The following is a 19275-nucleotide window of genomic DNA, read 5'->3' on the forward strand; positions in this document are numbered from 1 at the left end:
CTTGCTCATGCGACAACGTCGCAGCAGTGCCACGATGGCCGGAACCCGAACTACTGACCAGGTGAGCACTCCGCTGCTCGCTGCGAAAGGAACGTCGTGGCGCGATCTCGAGCAGTACGTCCTGTTCTTCCGGTGATCGCCCTGAGCGGCATCCTGGTCCTCACGGCCTGCACGGCACCGGGCGGGAGCGCCGACGGCGCGAGCGCCGCGGGGGCTGACGCGGCGGACGGGGGCACCGACGGCATCGTGCTCGCCGACGGCTACGAGCTCGGCGGGTACAACCCCGTCGCGGGCTTCGGGGCCGCGGGCGAGGCCAAGATGTACGACGGCCTGGTCCGCCTGACGGGAGGCGAGGGGATGCCGGGGTTCGAGCCCGCGCTCGCCGCCGAGCTCCCCACGGCCAACGACGACGCGACCGTGTGGACCGTGAAGATCCGTCCCGACGTGACGTTCTCCGACGGCAGCACGTTCGGCCCCGAGGACGTGGTCGCGACGTACGAGGCGATCCTCGACCCGGCGTCCGCGTCCGAGGCCAGGTCGTCGTTCGACATGATCGAGGAGGTCGTCCAGACCGGCGACGACACGGTCGAGTTCCACCTCGCGTACTCGTACGCGCCGCTCCTGACGAAGATGCTCATCGGCGTGGTGCCCTCGGAGGCCGTCGCGACGCCGGGCCTCGCGGCCGAGTCCACGCTCAACACCGCACCGATCGGGACCGGGCCCTACACGCTCGTGGACCTGTCCCCGGACCGCGCGGTCCTCGAGGCCAACGAGGACTACTGGGACGGCGCGCCCGAGGTCAAGAAGCTCACGCTCCTCTACGTCCCCGACGACAACACGCGCGCGCAGCGCATGGCCTCGGGCGAGATCGATGGCACGAACCTGCCGCCGCTGCTCGCGAACACGTTCGAGGGCAAGGACGGCATGACGGTCACGGCGCACACCTCGGCCGACTGGCGCGGCCTCTCGCTCCCCACCGACAACCCCGTCGCGGGCGACCCCGCGGTCCGCATGGCGCTCAACCTGGCCGCGAACCGGCAGTCGATGATCGACAACGTCCTGGGCGGGCACGGCCGCCTGGCCGCGACGCCCATCCCCGAGGTCTACGGCGACGCGTACGAGCCCGGTGCGGTCTTCGCGTACGACCCGGCGCAGGCCCAGCAGATCCTGACGGACGCGGGCTGGGTCGAGGGAGAGGACGGGATCCGGGTCAAGGACGGGCAGCGCGCGCAGATCGCGCTCATGTACAACTCGGTCGACACGGTCCGCCGCGACCTCGCGCAGGCCTTCGCGTCCGACGCGCTCGCGGTGGGCGTCGAGGTGAACCTCGAGGCGCTGTCCTGGGACCGGATCGACCCGCGCATCAACACCGACTCGACGCTCCTGGGCGGCGGCGACGAGCCGTTCGACCCCGACACGCAGGCGTACGGCGCCCTGAGCTCGGTGTTCGTCCAGCCCGACGTCGGCAGCATCTACGACAACCCGAGCGACTACCAGGACGCGACCGTCGACGCGGCGCTCGAGGTCGGGCGGCGCAGCCTCGACCAGGCCGAGCGCGACGCGGCCTACCGCGAGGTCCAGGACGCGTACATCGACGACCCGGGGTACGTGTACCTCGTGTTCCTCGACCACACGTACGTCTCGAAGGACGCGGGCTGGTCCATGTCGGGGCCCGTCCTCGAGCCGCACGCGCACGGCGTGACGTGGGGTCCGTGGTGGTCGCTGCAGTCCTGGACGCGGGACTGATGACCACGGTCCAGGCGGGGCGCGAGGAGCGCCCCGCCGGGCGCCCCGGGCAGGACGCCGGGCAGGCAGGCACGGTGCCCGACGGCGCCTCCCGCCCCGCGCCCGACGACGCACCCTCGGTGCGTGACCTGCGCCGCGGGCGCCACCGCGACATCTGGGCCATGGTGGGGCGCCGCCTGCTCTTCATCGTGCCGGTCACGGCCGCGGTCTCCGCAGGGCTGTTCGCGGCGGCCAAGTACTCGCCGTTCGACCCCCTGGTCGGGTACCTCGGGTCCCGGTACATGACCACGAGCGACGCCGACAAGGCGATCATCTCGGAGCAGCTCGGGTTCGACCGGCCCTGGTACTCGACGTACTGGGGATGGGTGCAGGACCTGTTCGGAGGGGACCTGGGGCTGTCTCGGTCGTTCAACCAGCCCGTCGCTCAGGTCATCGCCGAGCGCCTGCCGTGGACGCTGCTGCTCGCGGGGGCCGCGCTCGCGCTCGCGGTCGTGGTCGCGCTCGCGCTGGGGATCGCGGCGGGCGTGCGCAGCGGCGGGATCCTGGACCGGGGCGTCACGGCGCTGTGCGTCGTGGTGCAGGGACTGCCGCCGTTCGTCATGTCGCTCGCGGCGATCGCGGTGTTCGCGCTCGCGCTGGGGTGGCTGCCCGCGGCGGGGCTCACGGACGGGGGAGCGGACCCCACGGTCGGGGGCGTGCTGCGCCACCTGGTCCTGCCGGTCGTGGTCCTCGCGATCTCGCAGGTGCCGTGGCTGCTGCTCGCGGTGCGCGAGTCGGTCGTGACGTCGAAGGGCGAGGACTTCGTGGCCGGTGCGGTCTCGCGCGGCATCCCGACGCCGACCATCACGCGCCGCCACATCGTGCCGACCTCGCTCGCGCCGTTCGTCAACATCGTGGGCGTCCGGCTGCCCGAGCTGGTCGTGGGCGCGGTCCTGGTCGAGGAGGTCTTCAGCTGGCCAGGCGTGGCGGGGGCGATCGTCACGTCGGCCCGCGACCTCGACATGGCGCTCCTGGCGTTCCTGACGATCGGGACGACGGTCGTGGTCATGGTCGGCTCGCTCCTCGCGGACGTGGTCGTGGCCCTGATGGACCCCCGGGTGAGCACCGATGGCTAGGCGCAACCTGGTGATCGCGGGCTCGGTCCTGGCGGTCGTGGTGCTCTACGCGGTCCTGGTCCCGTGGATCGCGGGGGTCGACGACCGGGTCACGGACTTCGCGCAGGCCCGCCAGGCGCCGTCGGCGGAGCACCTGTTCGGCACCGACTCGGCCGGGCGCGACCTGTTCGTGCGCATCGCGTCGGGCATCCGGACCTCGCTCGTCGTGGCGCTCCTGTGCGCGCTGCTCGCGACCGTGATCGGGGTCGTGGTCGGTACCGCGGCCGGGTTCTGGGGCGGGTGGCCGGACCGGATCATCATGCGCAGCACCGACGCGGTCAACGCGCTGCCGCACCTGCTGCTCGGGATCGTGATCGTGGCGATGTTCCGCGGCAGCCTCCTCGCGATCATCCTGTCGATCGCCTTGACCCACTGGACGCAGGTCGCGCGCATCATCCGCTCGGAGATCCTCAGCCTGCGCCAGCGCCCGTTCATCGACGCGGCCGTCCTCGCGGGCGCGAGCCGCCGGCAGGTCGCGGTGCGCCACCTGGTCCCCGCGACCGCGCCGCAGGCCATGATCGCGGTCGTCCTGCTGCTACCGCACGCGGTGTGGCACGAGTCCACGCTGTCCTTCCTGGGCTTCGGTCTCCCGCCGCACGAGCCCAGCCTCGGCACGCTCCTCGAGGAGGCGCGCAGCTCGCTGCTCCTGGGCGGGTGGTGGACCCTCGTCTTCCCGGCAGCCGTGCTCGTGGTCGTGACGCTCGCGGTCGCGTTCGCGGGCCAGGCGCTGCGCAAGGTCATCACCCCACCCCAACCCTCGGAGCTGAGACTATGAGCACGGCGGGCCTGCGCGTCGAGAACCTGACCGTCCGCCTGCCCCTGCCGAACGGCTCGGTCGTGCACGCCGCGAGCGACGTGAGCCTCGACGTCCCACGCGGCACGGTCACGGCCCTCGTGGGCGAGTCGGGCTGCGGCAAGTCGATCCTGGCGTCGGCCGTCATGGACCAGCTCCCGGCGGGCGCGCGCCGTACCGGCTCGATCACGGTCACGACCCCGCAGGGGGCTCTCGACGTGTTCGCGGGCGAACCCTTCCGGGGCCTGCACGCCGCGCTCGTCCCGCAGTCCGCGGCCACGCACCTCACGCCCGTGCGCACCGCGCGCTCGCAGCTCGAGGAGACGATCGCGACGCTCGGCTCGGTGCGCACGAGCGACGAGCTGGCCGAGCGCGTGGGCCTCGATCCCTCGGCGCTGGACTGCTACCCGCACGAGCTCTCGGGCGGCATGGCCCAGCGCGTGGCCGTCGCGGGGGCGCTCGCGGGCGACCCCTCGGTGATCGTCGCGGACGAGCCCACGGCGAGCCTCGACCGCGCCCTGACCGACCGGATCCTGGGGCTGCTGCGCGAGTGCGCCGACGACGGCGCGGCGGTCCTGCTCATCACGCACGACCTCGCGTCCCTGGTCCGCACGGGCGTGGCCGACCGGCTCGCGGTCATGTACGCCTCGCGCCTCATGGAGACGGGGCCCGCGGCCGAGGTGTTCGACGACCCGTGGCACGACTACACGCGCGACCTCCTGGGTGCGCTGCCCTCGCGCGGGCTGCACCCGTTGCCGGGCTCGCCGCCGCAGCTCACGGACCTGCCCGACGACTGCGTCTACCACCTGCGCCGCCCCGAGACCCGGCAGTCGGGCGGCCCGACGGCCTTGGTCCAGGTCGGCGACCGCGCCTACCGCACGCTGCGCGAGGTGGCCTGATGAGCCTCGAGGCGCGCGGCGTCGTGGCGGGCTACCGCCGCAAGCCCCCGGTCCTGACCGACGTCTCGATCAGCGTCCCGGCGGGCACGATCGTGGGGCTCTCGGGCCCTTCGGGCACGGGCAAGACCACCCTCGCCCGGGTCCTGGCGCTGCTCGACGCGCCGCGCGCGGGGACCGTGAGCATCGACGACCAGGTCGCGACGGGCACCCGGTTCGCGGTCCAGGGGGACCTGCGAGGCACGGTCGCGATGCTCTTCCAGTCGCCGCGCGCCTCGACCGACCCGCGCCTGACGCTCCGCTCGATCATCGCGCAGCCCGCCGAGGTCGCCCGTCGCCCGGTCGACGTCGAGGGGGTCGCGGCGCGCGTGGGCCTGACCCCCGACCTGCTCACGCGCAGGCCCTACCAGGTCTCCGACGGCCAGCTCCAGCGGGCCTGCCTTGCCCGGGCTCTCGCGCAGGAGCCGCGCTACCTGATCTGCGACGAGGCGACCGCGATGCTCGACGCCGCGACCACGGCGACGCTCGTGCGCCTCGTCGAGGCCGAGGCCGCGGCCCAGGGCGTGGGGGTCCTGCTCATCAGTCACGACGAGGAGCTGCTCGCGGCGTGCTGCTCGCAGGTCAGCGCGCTCGCGGACCTGCGGCGGGAGCCGGCCCAGCACTGAGCGGTCCCCGCCCGGGCGGGGCGACCGGGGGAGAGGTGCCCTGCCCGACGACGGTGCGCGGCGCCGTCGGGCACCTCGCCTCGTCGAGGGGTTCCGGCGGGCCGGGCGTCGCTCAGACGGCGGACGCGGCGGCCTCCTCCGCGCGGGCCGCGGCCTCGACGGCGGCGGCCACGACCGTCGTGACCTCGGGGTTGAACACGCTCGGCACGATGTAGGTCGCGTTGAGCTGGTCCTCGTGGATCGTCGAGGCGAGGGCCCGTGCCGCCGCGAGCAGCATGGTGTCGGTGATCTTGTGCGACTGCGCGTCGAGCAGCCCGCGGAACACCCCGGGGAACGCGAGCACGTTGTTGATCTGGTTGGCGAAGTCGCTGCGGCCCGTGCCGACGATCGCGGCGTGCTGCGCGGCGTCGACCGGGTCCACCTCGGGCGTGGGGTTGGCCATGGCGAACACGATCGAGTCGGGTGCCATGGTCGCGATGTCGTCGCCCGTGAGGATGTCGGGGGCCGAGACCCCGATGAAGACGTCGGCCCCGGCGAGGGCCTCGACGAGCGTGCCGCTCACGCGGCGCGGGTTGGTGCTGATCGCCGTCCAGGCGAGCGCGGGGGACAGGCCCGGGCGGTCGGGGTGGATCACGCCGTCGACGTCGGCGACCACGACGTCGTGCGCGCCCGCGGCCAGGAGCAGCTTGAGGACCGCCGTCCCCGCGGCCCCCGCCCCCGACAGCACGATCCGCACCTCGGCCAGGTCCTTGCCCACGACCTTGAGCGCGTTCGTCAGGGCCGCGAGCGCGACGATCGCGGTGCCGTGCTGGTCGTCGTGGAACACCGGGATACTCAGCTCGGCGCGCAGGCGGCGCTCGATCTCGAAGCAGCGCGGCGCCGAGATGTCCTCGAGGTTGATGCCCGCGAACACCGGCGCGATGGCCTTGACCGTGCGCACGATCTCGTCGACGTCCTGCGTGTCCAGGGCGATGGGGAACGCGTCGATGTCCGCGAACCGCTTGAAGAGGGCGGCCTTGCCCTCCATGACGGGCAGCGACGCGAGCGGCCCGATGTCGCCGAGGCCCAGGACGGCCGACCCGTCCGTGACGACCGCGATCGTGTTGCGCTTGATGGTCAGGCGTCGGGCGTCCTCGGGGTGCGCGGCGATGGCCTCGCAGACCCGCGCGACGCCCGGGGTGTAGATCATCGACAGGTCGTCGCGGTTGCGGATGGGGACCTTGGACTCGATCTGGAGCTTGCCGCCCAGGTGCAGCAGGAACGTGCGGTCCGAGACCCGGTCCACCGTCACGCCGTGCAGGGCGCGCAGCGCCGCGACGATCTCCTCGGCGTGCGACTCGCCGCGCGTCGCGACCGTGACGTCGACCGTGATGCGCTCGTGGCCCGAGGCCGTGACGTCCAGGGCCGAGACGATCCCGCCCGACTGCTCGATCGCCGTCGTGAGCTCGCTGACCGCGGTGGGTCTGGCCTCGACCTGGAGGCGGACGGTGATGGACGAGGAAACGCTCGGCGCTGAGGTCATGTGGTCAGCGTATTCGGCGGGCGCACGGTGCTGGTGCGCGCGAGCGGGCGAACCGGTGACGAGATGGTCAGGAACTGGATGCAGGGGAGAACCGGCCCTGCTCGTCTCTCCCCCCTGCGCGTGGGCGTTGGTGCGGTGGCTGAGCTGATCCACCGTCCGCGAGCGCGCGTGCGTGCTCACGGTTCGGGCCCTCGAAAGCGCCCGCCATGAACTCGACGGCTTCGAGATCGAGGTCTGCCAGGGCGGCGAAGGAGCGCCACATCGACGTCGCGTGTTCGACCTCGCCGACGATCCGTCGTGCGTCCGCGGTGCTCAGGTCGTACGAGTCCGCACTGTCGACCAGCATGCGGATGTCGCGCTCGACGCCGCTGTCGGAACTCGTCAGCGGTGTGGACTGGATCGCCTGGTGCACGGGGTGGGGGTTGACATCGAACAGCGGTGAGAGCGTCCATCCACCGGCTGTGCGAAGCACGCCATGATTCTTCATGTGGTCGTCGACATTGCGCACCAGCAGAGTGAAGGCGACTCGGCGGAACAGCTCGGCCAGGTCTCGGCGAGGGCGGTCGCTGTGGTCGGCGATGCTCTCAGCGAGCCACGTGTAGTCGATCGTCTCGTGCGGGCCTTTTTCTGTGATGCTGTCGGCGCTGAGATAGCCGATCCTGCGACCGGCCTCCGTCCGGTCGAACCGGCGCGTCAGCATGATGCTCCGGTCGGCGGAGAGTCGCCTGAGGGCAGCGGTCGGCGTGTTGATCCCAGCGGCGTTCGCGAGCTGGAGGGTCACGTACTCCCAGCCGAGGACGTCCCACCGGTCGTCCCGCTCGGGAAGCTTGGCCATCCAGAGCTCGCCGGTCTCGTCGCGCACCGTCGCCTTGGGCCGTGCTCCGCCCATCGACGTGCCCGCGGCCAGCAACAGGTCGAGGTCGCTCCTGTTCGCCTGGTGTCGCTCGACGTTCGCAGCGGCACTGGTGAGGGCGTCGAGGTCGGCCAACGTGGGCAGGCCCGTCCGTGTCGTGGCCACGAACGTCCGCCCGGCATCGGTCGACAGGCGGAGCGCGCCCAGTCGAGAGGAGTCGGGGACGCTGAGCAGGAAGTCGAGCTCGGTCATGGTGCGTGCCGACCGCCCCGCCTCGGTGGCTTCACGAGCCTCAGCGGCATATATCAGGCGGCGGCCCCAGGTGTCCGGCTGGCTGTCGGCGAACGCGCCGAGGAGAGGTCGATGGGGGCCCGAGACCACGGCACGCGTGCCGCGAGGCATCTCCGGGCACAGGTCGTAGGAGGTGGGATCTGCGAGGTAGGCGGCCGCGTAGGTGAACCGCGAGGAGAGCAGGACACCCGCAGAGCTGAAGGTGAGGTCGAGCTCTCCCGCGTGGACCGTCCGGCCGTCGGGAACGGCGACGAAGACCGCGGTGCTCATGGAGTCGCCGGCCCGCGGGATCGGACGCGCTGGGGGAGCCCTTGCGTGGCCCGAAGGCGTCCGAGCTCGGACGTGTGCGGGTCGGTCGCCAGGATGACCGACTCCGCTTGGCCGAGGATCCGGAGGACGGCGAAGGCGTTCTCGAGGCGGACGCTGCCTTCTCCCGTCTCGATGCTGCGAAGCGTCGTCCGCGTGATGCCTGCCCGTTCGGCGACGGCCTCGGCGGTGAGGCCGAGCACCTTGCGCCACCCGCGCACGTTCTCCCCGAAGGCCCGAAGGTCTCGTTCGGTGCGGCGTGAGGCGCGAGCCATGCGTGTTCTCCTTATGGCCAGTGGAGTGCCCACTATACAGTGCAATGAGCGCTGTAGTGGTCATGGAGGGGTGGAGACTCGTCGCTTCGGTGTCTGCCTTCGGACCGGTCGCGGTGTGGATGGTGGCCCGGACACGGGAACGGCGCCCCCGGAGGGACGCCGTGCTCGCCAGCGGGACGGGGGTTAACAAGCGTGCTGCGAGGGTAGGTGCTGCAACGGGGCGAGCCCGGTCAGCCAGTCCTATGCGTGGACTTCTCGCGCGTGGGTTCCGCCCGTCCCTGATGCTGTTGTCCCTCAGTGATACGCCGGTCCGGGGCGCCGCGCAAGGGGTGGCAGGGAGAACGGGGGAACCTCCACGGGGTGTTCGATCCCGAGCCGGGAGGAGCCGGACAACGGGGACCCCGCGGGTTCGAACAGGCCGCGTGCGGGGCCGTCCGGAGGTCCGGGGCGGTGCTACCCGGAACGCCCCGAGCGCTTGCGCACCGCGCGCCACACGAGCCAGCCCACGACCGCGACCGCTACGGCCCCGCCGACCACGACCGCGCTCCGAGGCGGCGCGAGCTGGGTGCGCAGCGTGACGGGGCGCACGAAGGTGAGCGTGCCCCAGCCGCTCTCGCCCGCGAGGCGGCGCAGCGTCCGGTCGGGGTTGACCGCGAACCCGTGGCCGACCTCCGCGAGCATGGGCGCGTCCGTGATCGAGTCCGAGTAGGCGTAGGACGCGTCGAGGTCGTAGCCGTTGGCCTCGGCCAGCTCGCGGATCGCGAGGGCCTTGTTCTCGCCGTACGCGTAGAAGTCGATCTCGCCGGTGTAGCGGCCGTCGACGATCTCCATGCGCGTCGCGACGTAGTGGTCCGCGCCGAGCACCGCGGCGATGGGCTCGACGACCTCGGAGCCCGAGGCCGAGACGATCACGACGTCGTGCCCCCGGTCGTGGTGGCTCACGATGAGCTCGACGGCCTCGGCGTAGACGACCGGGTCGATGTACTCGTGCAGCGTCTCCTCGACGATCTGCGAGACCGTGCGCACGTCCCACCCCGTCACGAGCGAGCTGAGGTGCGCGCGCATGCGCTCGGTCTGGTCCGCGTCCGCGCCGCCGACCATGTAGAGGAAGTGCGCGTACGCACTGCGCAGCACGTCGCCGCGGCTGATGAGCCCGCCCGCGTAGAACGGCTTGGAGAACGCGGCGGTCGACGAGGTCGCGATGATCGTCTTGTCCAGGTCGAAGAACGCGGCGACCTTGCGCGGGCGGGTCTCGCCGGCACCTGGACGGGGAGGCGCCTGAGGCGCGCTGCGCGGACCGGTCTGCGGTGAGTCCTGGGGCTGGGTCACCCGGTGAGCCTATCCGGCGAGCGCACGAGATGTCCCGGTTCGGCATCGTCGTCGTGCTGCGGCTCCGCGCGGCGTGCCGGGGGTGCGCCGCCCGACGGGATGTCGACGTGCCGCCCGCGCGGTACGTTCGGCCCGGACGGACCGTGGCCCAGCCCCGTGGGAGGCACGCATGATCATGCTCGACGAGCTCCGCGCCATCTCGATCTTCGAGCCCCTCCCCCCGGAGCCGCTCGAGTTCCTCGTCGGTGCGGTCGAGGACATCCGGCTCCTGCCGGGCGAGTACTTCGCGCACGAGGGCGACGAGCGCGCGTTCTTCGTCGTGATCGAGGGACGTGCGGAGATCACCAAGATGATCAACGGGGACGAGCGCGTGATCGGGGTGCGGACCCCCGGCATGTTCTTCGGCGAGGTGCCCATGACGCTCAGCACGAGCTTCCCGGCGAGCGGCCGCGCGACCGAGGCCACGCGCATCATGAAGCTCGACGCGACCGTCTTCTACGGACTCGCGGCCATGGCCCCGGCCGTCCCCGCGCACGTCGCGACGCTCGCGCGCAGCTACCTCGACGCGCTCCAGGCGCACGCGTCGGAGAAGCCCGTGGCCGAGGCGCACGTGATCGGGCCCCGGCTCGACGCGGGGGTCCGGGACCTGGCGACGTTCCTCACGCGCAACCACGTGCCGTTCGACCGGGTCGTGCTGGAGGCGCCCGCCGAGCACCCGGCGGGGGCCGAGCCTGCCCACCCGGTCCTCGAGCTGCGCGACGGTTCGCGGCTCGTCGCCCCGGTGATGCGCGAGGTCGCGCACGCGGTCGGCCTGGCCGTGGAGCCCACCGAGACGGACTACGACGTCGTGATCCTCGGCGGCGGGCCCGCGGGGCTGACCGCGGCGGTCAACGCTGCGGCCGAGGGCCTGCGCACGCTCGTCGTCGAGAGCCTGGCCCCGGGCGGGCAGGCGGGGACCTCGACCCGGATCGAGAACTACACGGGGTTCCCCTACGGCATCTCGGGGGACGACCTCGCGAGCCGGGCGCTGACCCAGGCGCAGCGGCTGGGCGCCGAGATCGTCGTGACGCGCACGGTCGAGTCGATCGACCCGGGCTCGCACCGGGTCGTGCTCGACGGCGGCGACGCGCTCGGGGCGCAGGTCGTGATCGTCGCGACGGGGGTCGAGTGGCGCACGCTCGCCCTGCCGGCCGTTGACCGCTACCTGGGCAACGGGCTGTACTACGGGGCCGCGCGCAGCGACGCCGCGCTCGCCCAGGGGCAGGACGTCTGCATCGTCGGCGCGGGGAACTCGGCGGGGCAGGCGGCGATCTTCTTCTCGCGGCACGCCCGGTCCGTCACGATGCTCGTGCGCGGGGAGTCGCTCGGCGCGAGCATGTCGCGCTACCTGATCGACCAGATCGGGGCCAACCCCGGTATCCAGGTCGAGACCCGCGCGCAGATCGTCGACCTGCACGGCGACGAGGGCCTCGAGTCCCTCGACGTGCTCGACGCGCGGACGGGGGAGAGCGCCCGCCGCGCGCTCTCGGTCGTGTTCGTGATGATCGGCGCGGACGCCGTCACGGGCTGGCTGCCCTTGGAGGTCGCGCGCGACTCGCACGGGTTCGTCCTCACCGGGGCCGAGGCCGCGGCCGCGCCGCAGTGGACCGTCGAGCGTCGGCCGTTCGCCCTGGAGACGAGCGCCCCGGGGGTCTTCGCGATCGGCGACGTGCGCTCGGGATCGGTCAAGCGCGTCGCGGCGGGGGTGGGCGAGGGCGGGATGGCGATCGCGTACGCGCACCAGTACCTCGCGCTGGCGCACTGACGGCAGGCTCGTCCACAGGGGCGCGGCGGGTGCGGTCGTCCACAGGCCCGACGGCGCAGCCCCCACGCCCGCTCGTCTCGCCCCAGGATGGTGGTCGGCCCGTGCGGACGGGCCGGCGCGGAGAGGGCCGCGGCCCGCCCGGCGGGCTGACGACCGCCTCCGCGCCCGCGTCGACGGGAGGGGGAGCCATGGGACGGGAAGAAGCGGTCGTGGTGGGAGTCATCGGGGCGTGCGGTGGAGCCGGGGCGAGCACCCTGGCCGCGGCGCTCGCGGACGGGCTCCGGCGAGCCGGGCGGCGACCGGTCCTGGTGGACCTCGCGACGCGGGGCGGAGGGATCGACGTGCTCCTCGGGATCGACCACCGGGAGGGTCCGCGCTGGGCGGACCTCCGTGACGCCCGGGGCGAGGTGGACGGCCGGGCGCTCGTGGGTCTGCTGCCGACCTGGTGCGCGGTGCCGGTGCTCAGCGCGCACCGCGCCGACCCGGCCGTCCTCGACCAGGGCGTGGTCGTCGACGTGTGCTCGGCCCTCGCGGACGCGTGCGACGTGCTGGTCCTCGACCTGCCGCGCGCGGTGCTCGCTGCGGGAGCGGGCGGAGGTGCTGACCTGAGCACGGGAGCGGCGGCCGGAGCGGGAGCGGACGCCGAGCACGCGGCGCTCGTCGGGGCGTGCGACGCGCTCTTCCTCGTGACCCCGCTCGAGCTGCCGGCGGTCGCGGGCGCCGTCGCGGCCGTCGCGCTCGCGCGCCGCTCAGGAGCCGACCGGTCGATGCGCCTCGTCGCGCGGCGACCGGCTCCCGGGCGGCTCGACCCGTGGGAGGTGAGCGACGTCGTCGGGCTGCCGCTCGCGTGCGTCGTGGGGTGGGACCGGACCCTCGCGGCGCGCGTCGACCGCGGGCAGGGCCCACCCGTCGGTGCGCGGCGCCCCCTGGGGCGCGCAGGACGTGAGCTCGGCGCGCTCGTCACCGCCGGGACGCTCGCCAGGACCCCGGCCGTGGCATGAGCCCGATCGACGACGGTCTGCTGGCCGAGGTGCGTGGTCGGGTCGTCGGCGGGGCCCCTGCCGACGACACCGAGCTCCGGGCGGCGCTGCGCGGCTCGGGGCGCGTGCTCGGCAGCGACGCGCTGAGCGACCTGACCCGGCGCGCACGCGCCGAGCTGTACGGGGCCGGACCCCTCCAGCCCTTGCTCGAGGACCCCGAGGTCACCGACGTCCTGGTCAACTCGCCTGCCGAGGTCTGGGTCGACCGAGGGGTGGGCCTCGAACGTGCGCCCGTGCACCTGGGGAGCGCGGCCCAGGTGCGGGCGCTCGCGGTCCGGCTTGCGGCCGCGGGCGGTCAGCGGCTCGACGACGCGAGCCCGCTCGTGGACGCGCGCCTGCCCGACGGCACCCGGCTGCACGCCGCGATCGCTCCCGTGTGCGAGTCCGGAGCCGTGATCTCGCTGCGCGTCCTGCGCTCGCGGGCCTTCACGCTCGACGAGCTCGTGGGCTCGGGTGCGCTGCCCGCACCGTGGGCCCCGGTGCTGCGGCGCCTCGTGGCCGCGCGCGCCAACATGCTGGTCTCGGGAGGCACGGGGACCGGTAAGACGACGTTGCTCGCCGCGCTGCTGTCCCTCGTGCCGGGGCACGAGCGTGTCGTGTGCGTCGAGGAGGCGCGCGAGCTCGTGCCCGACCACCCGCACGTCGTCCCCCTGACCGCGCGGCGCCCCAACGTCGAGGGCGCGGGGGCGGTCGACCTGGCGGACCTGGTCCGCAACGCGCTGCGCATGCGCCCCGACCGGATCGTCCTGGGCGAGTGCCGCGGCGCCGAGGTCCGCGAGGTCCTCATGGCCCTCAACACGGGGCACGACGGCGGCCTGGCCACGATCCACGCCAACTCCGCGTCGGTCGTCCCCGCGCGGCTCGAGGCTCTCGCCGCGCTGGCAGGGATGACGCGCGAGGCCGTGGCCGCCCAGGCCGCGGGGGCGCTCGACGTGGTGCTGCACCTGCGGCGGTCCGGGCGGGTGCGGTACCTGGCAGAGATCGGGGTCGTGCGGCGCGACGCGCGGGGCGAGCTGGTGGTCGAGCCCGTCGCGACGTGGGACGGCGTGCGGGAACCGGTCGCCACCGAGGGCTGGGACGCGTTCGCCGACCGGTGGGGCGGGGCGTGACCGGCGACCTCGCGGTCGCGCTCACGGTCGCCGGCGTGGTCTGGGTGGCGGTCGTTCCTGCGGGGCGTCGCGCCGCGGACGTGACGGACGGTCTGGGGGTGGGGCCCTCGGCGGGCGGGAAGGGATCGGGGCTGGTCGCGCGGGCTCTCGGGCGACGGACGGTCGCTGGACGCTCGGTGCGTCTGCTCGTGTCCCACGTCGCGTCGCTCGTGCGCTCGGGGAGCGCGCCCGGGGCCGCGTGGGCGACGGCTGCCGGCGTGCGGGTGGACTCCCGGGGCGTCCCCGATGCGCCCGACCTGCTCGCAGTCGTGGGTGCTCGTGGCTCGGGCGAGGCGCCGGGGCAGGTCGCGGCGGTCGTCGCGGCGAGCCGGTTGGCGGCCGACGTGGGGGCGCCTCTCGGCGCAGTCCTCGAGTCGATCGCGCAGGCGCTGTCCGCGGAGTCCGAGGCGCGAGCCGACCGGGAGGCGTCGCTCGCGGGCCCGCAGGCGACGGCGCGCGTGCTGCTGTGGCTGCCCGCCGTCGGGGTGCTGCTCGGCGCGGTCCTCGGGGTCGATCCGGTGGCGACCGCGCTCGGTGGCGGGGTGGGATCGGCGGGTCTGCTGGCCGGCGGGGTGCTGCTCCTGGTGGGGCGCCGGTGGTCGGGTCGACTGGTCGCGCGGGCCAGGGCGGCGGGGTTGCCTCCGTGAGCGTCGACTGGCCGCTCGTGGCGGCGTTGTCGTGCGGGTTCCTGGTCGCCGCGAGCCCGTGGTGCGTCGCGCGGGCAGGGGTCCGGGCTCGGCTCGGCGACCTGGCGGTCGCGACGGCTCCGGGGCGAGAGCCGGCGACGGGCGGACCGGTCGAGATCGGTGTCCTGCTCGAGCTGCTCGGGGCGGCGGTCCGAGCGGGGACGAGCGTCCCGCGCGCGCTCGAGGCTGTGGGGCAGGCGGTCGGAGGGCCCGACGGCGTCGCCCTCCACCGTGCCGGGGCTGCGGTCGTGCTCGGGGCAGGATGGGCCGAGGCCTGGTCCGGGTCACCGGCGCGGCTGGACGTGGTGCGCGCGGCGCTGGCCCCGGCCTGGGAGCAGGGGGCCGCGCCGGGGGAGTCGCTGCGCGTGGCGGGCGAGCAGCTCCGGCGTGACCAGCAGGCGGCTGCACGGCAGGCCGCTGCGAGGCTCGCGGTGCACCTGGTCCTGCCGCTGGGCGTGTGCTTCCTGCCGGCGTTCGTGCTCATCGGGCTGCTGCCCGTGCTGCTGTCTTTGGGCGGTGGGGTGCTCGGTGGAGGGTGAGGGCTGGCGGCGAGGAGCTGAGCGATGGGCGAGGCCTGGGGGCAAGGGCTGGTGCGCTGCCCAGTGAGGGGTGATGCCTGGCGACGTGGGCTGGTGCGGTGCGGTGCGGGTCTGGCCGGGCGGTGGCGGTTGGGGCAGAGGGCAGGGGTTGGTAGCGCGGTGACTCGACGCCGCGGGAGTCAGCGGCGCCCACGCTGCGAGCCGTCGTCGAGGAGGTCGTCGACGGGACAGCCGAATGCCGCGGCGATGGCGCCGAGGTCGTCGAGCGACCACGCGACCTTGCCCGTGAAGCGCTGCGAGATCGCGCTCCGTGACCGGCCGAGCAGCTCGGCGAGGTCCTCTTGGCTGATGTCGCGCCGTGCGGACTCGAGCCGGACCGCACCGGCAGCGACCCGGCTGAGTGGTACCCCGTAGGCGGCGGGCAAGGAGCGATCGTCGAGGGGCCAAGGCGGGCTCGTCGGGCTCGTCGGACGCGCGGGGCTGGTCGGCTGGGGGAGCATGTGTGCCTCGCAGAGGTGTGTGGGAATCGGGAGTGGTGTTCGACGAGCGGGCCATGGTTTCGCTGAGCGAACAGCGCTCGTCGCAACATCTGGGAGCGCTCGTGCATCGCCCTGGACGGCACGTCGCGATGTCCTGAACTCGTGGAGTCTCTGAGGCAGCCAGCCGCACGGACGAGGTTCAGCGATGCTGCTGATCGGACGCTACTGATCCATGGTGGCCGGTCAGCAGGCCATGGCTCAGGCTTTCCACAGGGCCACAGACAGGGCCACAGGGCCACAGGGCCACAGGGCCACAGGGCCACAGGGCCACAGGGCCACAGGGCCACAGGGCCACAGGGCCACAGGGCCACAGGGTCACAAGGTGCGTCCGCACGAGCTAGCCGAGCAAGTCCTCACGGACCTCCGCGAGCCGCCGCGTCAGATGCTCTCGCTCGGCCGCGTTCCCGCACCGGCCGATCGCCTCCTCGAACGACGCCACGGCCTCGGCGGGCCGGCCCGCCCGCGCCAGCAGCTCGGCCCGGGTCGCCGGCAGCCGATGGTTCGTCCGGAGGGACTCGTCGATCCCTTCGAAGCCGTCGATCAGCGCGAGCCCGGCGGTCGGCCCCTCGGACTCCGCGACCGCGACCGACCGGGCGAGCCGGACCATGGGTGAGCCCGTCGCCGTCTCCAGCTCGGCGTACAGGTCGGCGATCCCGCCCCAGTCCGTGTCGGTTGCGCGTCCCGCGACCGCGTGCGCGGCGGCGATCGACGCCTGGAGGCGGTACTCGTGCGCGAGGCCAGTGACGCCGTCGGGCACGGAGGCGAGCAGCGCGAGACCCGACGCGATCTCGTCGCCGTGCCACCGCGACCTGTCCTGGTCCGTCAGCAGCACGAGCGTCCCGTCCGCAGCCACGCGCGCGTCACGACGCGAGTGCTGGAGCACCAGGAGGGCGAGCAGCGACCGCACCACGGGACGCCCAGGCAGGAGCTCGTCGAGCAGGCGCGCCAGGCGGATCGCCTCGCCGGCCAGGGCCACCCGCAGCACGTCGGGCCCCGTGCCCGGCGCGTACCCCGCGGTGAAGGTCAGGTAGACGACAGAGGCGACGTCGTCGAGGCGGTCGTCCAGGCGCTCGGGCGGCGGCACCTCGAACGGGATGCCCGCGGCGACCAGGCGCTTCTTCGCCCGTGTCAGGCGCGCCGCCATGGTCGTGTCCTGGACCAGGAAGAGCCGCGCGATGTCCGGCACGGGCAGGCCCGCGACGAACCGCAGGGTCAACGCCGCGCGCGACTCGACCGACAACGCCGGGTGGCAGCACGAGAAGACGAGGCGGAGCCGGTCGTCGGGCAGGTGAGCGCCGTCGTCGCCCACGCCCGGTTTACCGTCCGTCGCCTCCGCCGCGGACCGCGCCTCGACGATCATGAGCGGCTCCTTCTGGACAGCGACCGCCTCGGCGCGCAAGCGGTCGAGCACGCGCCGCCCGGCCGCGGTGCGCAGCCAGGCGGCGGGGGAGTCCGGCACGCCGTCGACGGGCCACGTCCTCGCCGCAGCCGCGAACGCGTCCGCGAGCGCGTCCTCCGCGAGGTCGGGACGGCGGTAGCGCGCGACGAGCATCGCGAGCAACCGCGCCCAGTGCTCGCGCCACGCCGAGGTGAGCGCGTCGTCGACGAGCGTCACGGGCGCGCGACCGGCGACGAGGTCACAGGTCGTCCACGTCCACGACCGGACGCAGCTCGACCGTGTACTGCGGCAGGAGAGCGACGGCCTCGATCGCGGTGTCGATGCTCGGCAGCACCGCGACGTAGAAGCCGCCGAGCTGCTCGGCGAGCTCGGCGAGCGGACCCTCGGTCACGGTCACCGTGCCCTCCCGGCTGCGGACCGTCGTGGCCGCGGCGACCGTGCTGAGCGCCTCCGCGGCCACGATGCTCCCGCGTTTCCTGAGGAACGCGGCGAACTCGTCGTGCTGCGCCATGAACCGCGAACGTTCCTCCGCGGAGGCAGCAGCCCAGACCTGCTCGTCCCCGTACAGCAGGAACATGACCTTCACGGCTCAGGCCTCCGCCCCTGCGGGCGTGGTCACGGCGGCGGCGTCTGCCCCGCCGTGATCCACCGTGGGGCGGATCTCGTACGTGCAGCCGTCGCCCGCGAAGACCTCGTCGATGATCGTCACGAGCCCCGGCAGGTCGTCGCTCACGACCAGGTAGATGCCGCCGATCTGCTCGGCGAGCTCGGTGAACGGGCCCTCGGTCGTCCCGACCCCCGGGCGCACCAGGGTTGCCGTCCCGGCTGCCTCGAGCTCGACACCGCCCGAGATCCGGTGGCCCTCCACCTCGACGCGGCGCGTGAACTCCTCGTGCTGGGCCATGATCTCCTCGGCCAGGTCCGGGCGCATGGCGGGCGTGCCGTCTTCCGGGGCGTGGATGAGGACTGCGTACTCGGTGCTCATGATTCCTCCAGGTGAGTGGGTGGTTGGTCCTTCATCTCGATGACGCGTGACCACCGACGGAATCGACAGCCGCTCGCGACCAGTTTCGCCGGTGGCCGCGGGAGGCGCGCGGAGAACAGGACACGGGTTGACCGGTACGGGTCGCACGATGGCGACATGAACTCATCGACAAGTCCCGGTGCCCGATGGAGAGAAACCACGATGCCCGACCCCAGCGACTTCCCCGAGTCGACCCTCGTCCCGGTCAACGGTGTGGAGCTCGAGGTCTTCGAAGCCGGCCGGCACAACGCAGGACGACCCGTCGTGCTGTGCCACGGCTGGCCGGAGCACGCCTACTCCTGGCGTCACCAGGTGCCCGCCCTCGTCGAGGCGGGCTACCACGTCATCGTCCCGAACCAGCGAGGCTACGGCGGCTCGTCCCGTCCGGCCGAGGTGACGGCGTACGACGTCGAACACCTGTCAGGCGACCTGGTGGCGCTGCTCGACCACTACGGATACGACGACGCCACCTTCATCGGTCACGACTGGGGTGCCTTCGTCGTCTGGGGACTGACGCTGCTGCATCCGCACCGGGTCAACGGAGTGATCAACCTGAGCCTGCCGTATCAGGAGCGCGGAGAGCGGCCCTGGATCGAGGTCATGGAAGAGGTGCTGGGCGGTGACTTCGACTTCGTCCACTTCAACCGACAGCCAGGCGTCGCGGACGCCGTGCTCGATGCGAACACCTCCCAGTTCCTTCGCAACCTGTACCGGAAGAACGAGCCCCCCAGCGAACCTCAGCCCGGCATGGCGATGGCGAACCTCGCCAGAGCGCAGACGCCGCTCGGTGAGCCCGTCATGAGCGACAGCGAGCTGGCCGTCTTCGTGTCCGCCTTCGAGTCGACCGGTTTCACGGGCAGCATCAACTGGTACCGGAACCTGGACCGCAACTGGCGCCTGCTGGCGGACGTGGATCCGATCATCCAGCAGCCCGTGCTCATGATCTACGGCGACCGTGACCCGGTCGCGAGGTCCGAGCGGCTGGCCGAGTTCGTCCCTCAGGTCGAGGTGGTCACCCTGGACTGCGGTCACTGGATCCAGCAAGAGCTGCCGGACGAGACCAACCGAGCGATCCTCACCTGGCTGGAGCAGCAGGGGGCCTAGCTTCGAGGGGGCGCCGCCGAGCCGCGCGAGGTCACGACGGCGCCCCGGCGATGCGGGGTATGCACAGGACGCCTCGTGGGGGCGTGTTCCACAACGTCGCCTGCTGTGCGAGCGGGGCGGGACGCGGGCTCGCCACAGTGGGCGGCACGGCCCACGACAGGT

Annotated in this window: 19 protein-coding genes; 11 read left to right on the top strand and 8 right to left on the bottom strand. The window is 73.3% G+C overall.

The features are described 5' to 3' along the window. Positions 1 to 132: 132 nt before the first annotated feature. The 5 genes from ASE27_RS09690 to ASE27_RS09710 are packed head-to-tail and all read left to right on the top strand — an operon-like array spanning position 133 to position 5254. The gene (locus ASE27_RS09690; protein WP_200955927.1) at positions 133 to 1746 is read left to right on the top strand and encodes an ABC transporter substrate-binding protein; all 1614 of its coding nucleotides are present in this window, start codon (positions 133 to 135) and stop codon (positions 1744 to 1746) included. After that, positions 1713 to 2861: an ABC transporter permease gene (locus ASE27_RS09695; RefSeq protein ID WP_235534297.1), complete on the top strand. Its 1149-nt coding sequence runs from the start codon at positions 1713 to 1715 to the stop codon at positions 2859 to 2861. The genes ASE27_RS09690 and ASE27_RS09695 overlap by 34 nt, the downstream gene beginning before the upstream one ends. Beyond that, entirely contained in the window at positions 2854 to 3675 is an 822-nt protein-coding gene (locus ASE27_RS09700) for an ABC transporter permease (RefSeq protein ID WP_056649211.1), read from the top strand. The genes ASE27_RS09695 and ASE27_RS09700 overlap by 8 nt, the downstream gene beginning before the upstream one ends. Next, positions 3672 to 4592, top strand: coding sequence for an ABC transporter ATP-binding protein (locus ASE27_RS09705; RefSeq protein ID WP_056649213.1), 921 nt, complete (start codon positions 3672 to 3674; stop codon positions 4590 to 4592). The genes ASE27_RS09700 and ASE27_RS09705 overlap by 4 nt, the downstream gene beginning before the upstream one ends. Beyond that, positions 4592 to 5254 carry an ABC transporter ATP-binding protein gene (locus ASE27_RS09710; protein WP_056649215.1) on the top strand — a complete coding sequence of 221 codons (663 nt, stop codon included), beginning with the start codon at positions 4592 to 4594 and terminating at the stop codon, positions 5252 to 5254. The genes ASE27_RS09705 and ASE27_RS09710 overlap by 1 nt, the downstream gene beginning before the upstream one ends. A gap of 112 nt (positions 5255 to 5366) precedes the next feature. Here ASE27_RS09710 and ASE27_RS09715 read toward each other — a convergent pair whose 3' ends face one another. The 4 genes from ASE27_RS09715 to ASE27_RS09730 form a co-directional block, all read right to left on the bottom strand. Then, a complete protein-coding gene (locus ASE27_RS09715) occupies positions 5367 to 6776 on the bottom strand; it encodes an NAD-dependent malic enzyme (RefSeq protein ID WP_056649219.1) in 1410 nt (469 codons plus the stop codon). Positions 6777 to 6843: 67 nt separating this feature from the next. After that, positions 6844 to 8190 carry a type II toxin-antitoxin system HipA family toxin gene (locus ASE27_RS09720; RefSeq protein WP_056649223.1) on the bottom strand — a complete coding sequence of 449 codons (1347 nt, stop codon included), beginning with the start codon at positions 8188 to 8190 and terminating at the stop codon, positions 6844 to 6846. Further along, positions 8187 to 8501, bottom strand: coding sequence for a helix-turn-helix transcriptional regulator (locus ASE27_RS09725; protein WP_056649225.1), 315 nt, complete (start codon positions 8499 to 8501; stop codon positions 8187 to 8189). The genes ASE27_RS09720 and ASE27_RS09725 overlap by 4 nt, the downstream gene beginning before the upstream one ends. Positions 8502 to 8954: 453 nt before the next feature. Then, on the bottom strand, positions 8955 to 9830 hold the full coding sequence (locus ASE27_RS09730) for an HAD family phosphatase (protein ID WP_082608763.1): 876 nt from the start codon (positions 9828 to 9830) through the stop codon (positions 8955 to 8957). A 169-nt stretch (positions 9831 to 9999) separates the two neighbouring features. Here ASE27_RS09730 and ASE27_RS09735 point away from each other — a divergent pair, with 169 nt between their 5' ends. From ASE27_RS09735 to ASE27_RS09755, 5 genes are all read left to right on the top strand, one after another. Further along, positions 10000 to 11634: a cyclic nucleotide-binding domain-containing thioredoxin-disulfide reductase gene (locus tag ASE27_RS09735; protein ID WP_056649228.1), complete on the top strand. Its 1635-nt coding sequence runs from the start codon at positions 10000 to 10002 to the stop codon at positions 11632 to 11634. Positions 11635 to 11822: 188 nt separating this feature from the next. Then, the gene (gene ssd, locus ASE27_RS09740) at positions 11823 to 12635 is read left to right on the top strand and encodes a septum site-determining protein Ssd (RefSeq protein WP_082608764.1); all 813 of its coding nucleotides are present in this window, start codon (positions 11823 to 11825) and stop codon (positions 12633 to 12635) included. Beyond that, positions 12632 to 13783 (top strand): TadA family conjugal transfer-associated ATPase, encoded by a 1152-nt coding sequence (locus ASE27_RS09745; RefSeq protein ID WP_056649234.1) that lies wholly within the window; start codon positions 12632 to 12634, stop codon positions 13781 to 13783. The genes ssd and ASE27_RS09745 overlap by 4 nt, the downstream gene beginning before the upstream one ends. After that, positions 13780 to 14469: a hypothetical protein gene (locus ASE27_RS09750; RefSeq protein ID WP_235535401.1), complete on the top strand. Its 690-nt coding sequence runs from the start codon at positions 13780 to 13782 to the stop codon at positions 14467 to 14469. The genes ASE27_RS09745 and ASE27_RS09750 overlap by 4 nt, the downstream gene beginning before the upstream one ends. Beyond that, positions 14466 to 15047, top strand: coding sequence for a type II secretion system F family protein (locus ASE27_RS09755; RefSeq protein WP_235535402.1), 582 nt, complete (start codon positions 14466 to 14468; stop codon positions 15045 to 15047). Before ASE27_RS09750 ends, ASE27_RS09755 begins: the two co-directional genes overlap by 4 nt. A 179-nt stretch (positions 15048 to 15226) precedes the next feature. On the opposite strand, the gene ASE27_RS09760 is transcribed toward ASE27_RS09755, so the two are convergent. The 4 genes from ASE27_RS09760 to ASE27_RS09775 all read right to left on the bottom strand — a co-directional run bounded on the left by ASE27_RS09760 (position 15227) and on the right by ASE27_RS09775 (position 17970). Then, positions 15227 to 15472 carry a helix-turn-helix transcriptional regulator gene (locus ASE27_RS09760; protein WP_056649243.1) on the bottom strand — a complete coding sequence of 82 codons (246 nt, stop codon included), beginning with the start codon at positions 15470 to 15472 and terminating at the stop codon, positions 15227 to 15229. Positions 15473 to 15923: 451 nt separating this feature from the next. Continuing rightward, positions 15924 to 17201 carry an RNA polymerase sigma factor gene (locus ASE27_RS09765; RefSeq protein WP_200955928.1) on the bottom strand — a complete coding sequence of 426 codons (1278 nt, stop codon included), beginning with the start codon at positions 17199 to 17201 and terminating at the stop codon, positions 15924 to 15926. A gap of 22 nt (positions 17202 to 17223) precedes the next feature. Continuing rightward, positions 17224 to 17562 (bottom strand): YciI family protein, encoded by a 339-nt coding sequence (locus tag ASE27_RS09770; protein WP_056649903.1) that lies wholly within the window; start codon positions 17560 to 17562, stop codon positions 17224 to 17226. Positions 17563 to 17574: 12 nt separating this feature from the next. Next, entirely contained in the window at positions 17575 to 17970 is a 396-nt protein-coding gene (locus ASE27_RS09775; RefSeq protein ID WP_056649246.1) for a YciI family protein, read from the bottom strand. A 252-nt stretch (positions 17971 to 18222) separates the two neighbouring features. Between ASE27_RS09775 and ASE27_RS09780 the strand changes: the two genes are divergently transcribed. Then, positions 18223 to 19113 (top strand): alpha/beta fold hydrolase, encoded by an 891-nt coding sequence (locus ASE27_RS09780; RefSeq protein ID WP_235535403.1) that lies wholly within the window; start codon positions 18223 to 18225, stop codon positions 19111 to 19113. The last annotated feature ends 162 nt before the right edge of the window (positions 19114 to 19275 follow it).

The sequence above is a fragment of the Oerskovia sp. Root918 genome (assembly GCF_001428945.1).
GTDB classification, from domain to species: Bacteria; Actinomycetota; Actinomycetes; order Actinomycetales; family Cellulomonadaceae; genus Oerskovia; species Oerskovia enterophila.

Coding starts and splice junctions, on each gene's coding strand:
- ASE27_RS09700 (WP_056649211.1), top strand. CDS start 2,854: ATGGCTAGGCGCAACCTGGTGATCGCGGGCTCGGTCCTGGCGGTCGTG.
- ASE27_RS09705 (WP_056649213.1), top strand. CDS start 3,672: ATGAGCACGGCGGGCCTGCGCGTCGAGAACCTGACCGTCCGCCTGCCC.
- ASE27_RS09710 (WP_056649215.1), top strand. CDS start 4,592: ATGAGCCTCGAGGCGCGCGGCGTCGTGGCGGGCTACCGCCGCAAGCCC.
- ASE27_RS09715 (WP_056649219.1), bottom strand. CDS start 6,776: ATGACCTCAGCGCCGAGCGTTTCCTCGTCCATCACCGTCCGCCTCCAG.
- ASE27_RS09720 (WP_056649223.1), bottom strand. CDS start 8,190: ATGAGCACCGCGGTCTTCGTCGCCGTTCCCGACGGCCGGACGGTCCAC.
- ASE27_RS09725 (WP_056649225.1), bottom strand. CDS start 8,501: ATGGCTCGCGCCTCACGCCGCACCGAACGAGACCTTCGGGCCTTCGGG.
- ASE27_RS09735 (WP_056649228.1), top strand. CDS start 10,000: ATGATCATGCTCGACGAGCTCCGCGCCATCTCGATCTTCGAGCCCCTC.
- ssd (WP_082608764.1), top strand. CDS start 11,823: ATGGGACGGGAAGAAGCGGTCGTGGTGGGAGTCATCGGGGCGTGCGGT.
- ASE27_RS09745 (WP_056649234.1), top strand. CDS start 12,632: ATGAGCCCGATCGACGACGGTCTGCTGGCCGAGGTGCGTGGTCGGGTC.
- ASE27_RS09770 (WP_056649903.1), bottom strand. CDS start 17,562: ATGTTCCTGCTGTACGGGGACGAGCAGGTCTGGGCTGCTGCCTCCGCG.
- ASE27_RS09775 (WP_056649246.1), bottom strand. CDS start 17,970: ATGAGCACCGAGTACGCAGTCCTCATCCACGCCCCGGAAGACGGCACG.